The sequence below is a fragment of the Streptomyces sp. NPDC091371 genome, from assembly GCF_040684275.1.
Lineage (GTDB): Bacteria > Actinomycetota > Actinomycetes > Streptomycetales > Streptomycetaceae > Streptomyces.
Map to the genome: position 1 here is coordinate 1 of NZ_JBFBFP010000105.1, position 4,022 is coordinate 4,022.

Annotated in this window: 2 protein-coding genes; one reads left to right on the forward strand and one right to left on the reverse strand. The window is 77.5% G+C overall.

The window, feature by feature from the left end:
* Positions 1-174 precede the first annotated feature (174 nt).
* Positions 175-2,673: a helicase C-terminal domain-containing protein gene (locus tag AB0O21_RS40310; RefSeq protein WP_365180964.1), complete on the reverse strand. Its 2,499-nt coding sequence runs from the start codon at positions 2,671-2,673 to the stop codon at positions 175-177.
* A gap of 155 nt (positions 2,674-2,828) precedes the next feature.
* On the opposite strand from AB0O21_RS40310, the gene AB0O21_RS40315 reads away from it, so the two are divergent.
* A complete protein-coding gene (locus AB0O21_RS40315) occupies positions 2,829-3,860 on the forward strand; it encodes a hypothetical protein (RefSeq protein ID WP_365180967.1) in 1,032 nt (343 codons plus the stop codon).
* Positions 3,861-4,022 lie beyond the last annotated feature (162 nt).

A 4,022-nucleotide genomic window follows, 5' to 3' on the forward strand; every position in this document is an offset into this window, starting at 1 on the left:
GGGTTCCGTTTTGCCTGGGCTTTTGGGGGGGGGGGGGTGGGGCCGGCCCCCCCGCGTTTTCCCGGGGGGGGGGGGGGGGGGGGGGTGCGGCGCCGTTGCCGGGGGCGCTGCCCCCGGACCCCCGCGCCTCAAACGCCGGCGGGGCTGGATCGTGCTGGGGGTGGGTGCCACGGGCTAGAGGTGCTCCTCCTCCAGTTCGGCCACGCCCGTGATGCGGTGCAGGGCGTACGTGCGGACCTCGTCCGCCGTGTGGTCGTAGCCCGTGACGAAGCCGCCCTCCACCCGGACCGGGGCGATGACCCGCTGGCTCGCCGCGCCCTCCGCGTTCACGTAGCCGATCCACACCGCCGAGCCGGTCAGGGCCGCCGCCTGGACCGTCGCCAGGGTTTCCGCCGGGCTCGTGCGCGGGAGTTCGCCCGGGACGACGGATGCCGATGCCGACGACGACGCGGGCTCCTTGCGGACCGCCGTCGCCGCCACGTCGCCCGCGCGGATCGCCCGTACGGCCGCGCCGAGCAACGTCTCGTCCGGGACCGGCGGGCCGTCCGGGACCGGGACGGGGGCGTGGCGCGCCGGGGTGCGGTGGGCGTCGGCGCGGGCCACCAGGACGTCGCCGGTACGGGATTCCGCGGCCGGGGCGTAGCCCATCGCCCGCAGCCCGTCGAGGAGGGCGGTGGGGTCGGCCTGCGCGGCCAGTACGGTCGGGGCCAGGCGGCGCAGGCCCAGGCCGGCGGAGCGCTTGTCGGCCAGGATCTCGTTCAGCATGCCGTCGTCGTCGCAGCGCACGTACGAGGACGCGGCCCCGACCCGCAGGTGCCCGTGCCGCCGGGCGACGTCGTCGATGAGGTACGCGAGGGGCTGCGGGACCGGGGTGATGCTGTGCTCGGCGAGGAAGGCGTGCAGGTCGGCGGCGGTCCGCCCGGCGTCCAGGGCCCGGCGCACCGACCCGGGCGTGAAGCGGTAGACGGTCGCCCCGCCCTTCGACTCCACCTCGCCGAGGACCGCCAGCACCTCCGCGAGCGGCCGCCGCAGCGGGCCCGGGGCCACCGCCGTCAGGTCGGCCTGGAGCAGGACGTGGTCCACGGGCTCGGGGAGGAGCGGAGCCAGCAGCGGCGCCGGGTCGCGGTGGTCGAGGAGCGCGCGGCCCGGGCCGGACAGCGCGCCCCGGCCGGTGACGCCGAGGACCTCCGCCTCGGCCAGCACCCACCGCGCGAGGCGGGCGCGCAGTTCGCTCGTACCGCGTACGGGACGCTCCCAGGCCAGCCGGGCCAGGACCGCGTCCGGGTCGGCGGCGCCGCCCTCGGGGAGGTCGGCGAGGAGCGTGAGGACGCGCCGGCGCACCTCGGGGGCGGCAGAGCGGTCGAGTTCGGGGCCCAGCGCGGAGAGGGTGCGGCCCTTGGCGTCCTGCTCGCCGACCAGGCCGGGCGTGCGGGTGGCCGGCAGCCAGGCCGCCGCGAGGGCCGACCACCGCTCGGCGGGCGGCAGTTCGCACCAGTCGTCGAAGGCGGGGGTGGGGGCGTAGCGCTCGTCGGCCTCGCCGTCACTGGCCAGCAGGCCGGCCGCGTAGGCGAGTTCGATCCAGAACGCCGCCTGCGGCTCGGTCCCGTCGAGGGCGACGGCGGTCCGCTTGAGGTCCCGTACGGAGAGCCCGCCCGCGCGCAGCACCGGCGGACCGGCGTGCTCCCAGGACTTGACCAGTTCCTCGACGGTGGACAGCGCCGCCAGCGCCTGCCCGGCGGCGTTCGCGTCCACAGCCTGTGGACGGTGCTCGCGGTGCGCCGGCACCGCCGGGGCCACCGGCTCCACGGAGCGGTGCGCGAGCCCGCCGCGCAGGTGCAGCGCCACCTCGCGGGGCAGGACGACGGTGCGCGCCGACGCGGGCAGCAGCAGCCCGCGGTCGCGCAGCCAGCGCACCGGGGCCGTCGGGTTCGGCGTCACCTCGCCGTACGGCGGGCCCCAGACGAGCCGGCCCAGCACCTGGTGCGCCTCCGCCGGGGCCTGGTCCAGCAGCGCCGACATCCGCTGCGCGTCGGTGAACAGGGCGGTCAGCGCGCTCACCGCCGACACCGGGTCGTGGGTGCCGGGCAGCCCGGCGGCCGCCACGATCTCCTGGATCCGGGTCGGGGACATCCCTGCCGTGGCCTCGGAGACGGTGGGCCCGAGGCCCGTGGGGGAGGGCCGCTGGGCGGAGGGCGCGAGCAGCTCGCGGGCCGTGCGGACCAGCCGCAGCCGCTCCTCGTCGCCCCACACCAGGGCCTGGTCGCGCAGGGTGCCCAGGGCGCGGGGGAGCGCGCCGCGCGCCTCCTCGTCCTCGCCGCCGACGCCGGTCAGCAGCCGCTCCAGCACCTCGTACGGGCACGGGTCGGGGGCCACCGCGAGGGCCTCGGCGGTCTGCAGGGCGAACCGGTCGAGCCGGTCCAGGGCCCGCACCACCGAGGCCCGGGTCCCGGCACGGGTGGCCAGCTGGGTCACGTCACCGGGCACCGGGCTGAGCAGGTCCGGGCGGGCGTGCAGCAGGGCGGCGAGCGCCGCGTCGTCGCGGGCCCGGAGCGCCTCGGCGAGGGAGCGCGGGGTGCTGGGTCCGCCGGACGGCCCGGCGTCGGGTCCGCGCGAAGCCCCGGCGCCGCTTTCGCCGGGTGCCTCCGCTGCTCCCGCAGTGCTTGCCTCGGGCACAGTCGCCTCCTGGTCGCGTCGGCCGGTCGGTCGGCCTGTCCGTAGGCCTGTCCGTCGTCCGGTCCCCATCCGGTCAACGGTATCCGCTGCGCCCACGGCCGCTCCACGGGCGCACGCGCTACCTTTCGGGCAGCGGGATTGGGAGGAGCCGGGGCATGGGGATCGAAAGCGACCATCTGGTCTACGAATATCTGAGCCGCGTCGGGGACTTGGCGCAGCGGCGGCAGCTGTCCTCCGGCGACCGGATGCGGCTGGTGGCCGGGCTGCGGGACGAGATCGACCGTCGGCGCGCCAAGTACGACCCGGAGACCCCGGCGGCCGTACGCCGAATCCTGGAGCGCATCGGCACCCCGGAGGAGGTCCTGGACACCCTCGGCGCGCTGTCGGGCTCCGCTCCCCCACCCGTGCCCCCCGTGCCGTCCGACCCCGGCCCGTCGGTGCCCACCCAGCGCAGCCCCGGCTTGCTGCGCCGCAAGGGCGTGCCGCCGCAGCGACCGGCGGCCGAGCCCGAGAACGTACCGCCGCACCTGGCGGGCCTCGACCAACTCGGCCCCTCCGGCGGAGCCGAGCCCGACTGGTGGCGGGTCGCGCCGGGCGCGTACGGCGCGGGGCCGCAGGTCGAGGGGTTCGCGGGGGGCATCGAGATCCCGGACCTCTTCAAGGAGGGGGCGGAGGAGGACGCCGAGGGCGGTGCCGATGCGGCTGGTGGGCCGAAGACTGCCTCGGGCGGCCCGGAGCAGGGCCGCGCGCGGACCCTCGTACGTTTCCTGCGCGATCGGCGGCGTGCGAAACGGGAGGCGGCGGCAGCGGCGGCCGCACCCGAGCCCGAGGCGGCCGCGACCACCGCCGCCCGCCCCCGCCCGAACGCCCTCCTCCTCCTGGCAGCGGCCGTGCTGCTCGCGGGCGTGGTCAGCGGCTACTGGCTACTGCTGGTCGTCGGCTGGCTGCTGCCGTACGCCTCGCGGGTACTGGGCCCGGCCGAGCGCAAATGGACGGTGTTCGGCCCGCCCGGCGTGGTGCTCGCGGGGGCGGTGGTGTGGGTGTGGGGCCGGATGAACGGCCGCTGGGGGGAGGCCCTGGCGGAAGACCAGCTCAGCGTCGCGCTCCAGGGGATGTGGCCCTGGCTCCTACGGGGCGCGGGGCTCGCTTCGGCGGCGTACTTGGTGTGGCGGGCGCGCCGGCGGTAGGCGGGGGACTCGGGGTTGGCGGGGTCCGAGCCGGGCGGTATCGGGGAGGGCGCGGGGGGTTTCCCGGCAGTCCCATGGTCCTTCCGTGTCGGGCCGGCCTGTAAAGGGCGCTCCTCCTTCGTCGTCGCGTCGCTTCGCGATGGCCTTCGGCCACCCTTGACA

Bases quoted from the DNA above. Each gene is read 5' to 3' on its own strand.
- AB0O21_RS40315 (WP_365180967.1), top strand. From the start codon at position 2,829: ATGGGGATCGAAAGCGACCATCTGGTCTACGAATATCTGAGCCGCGTC.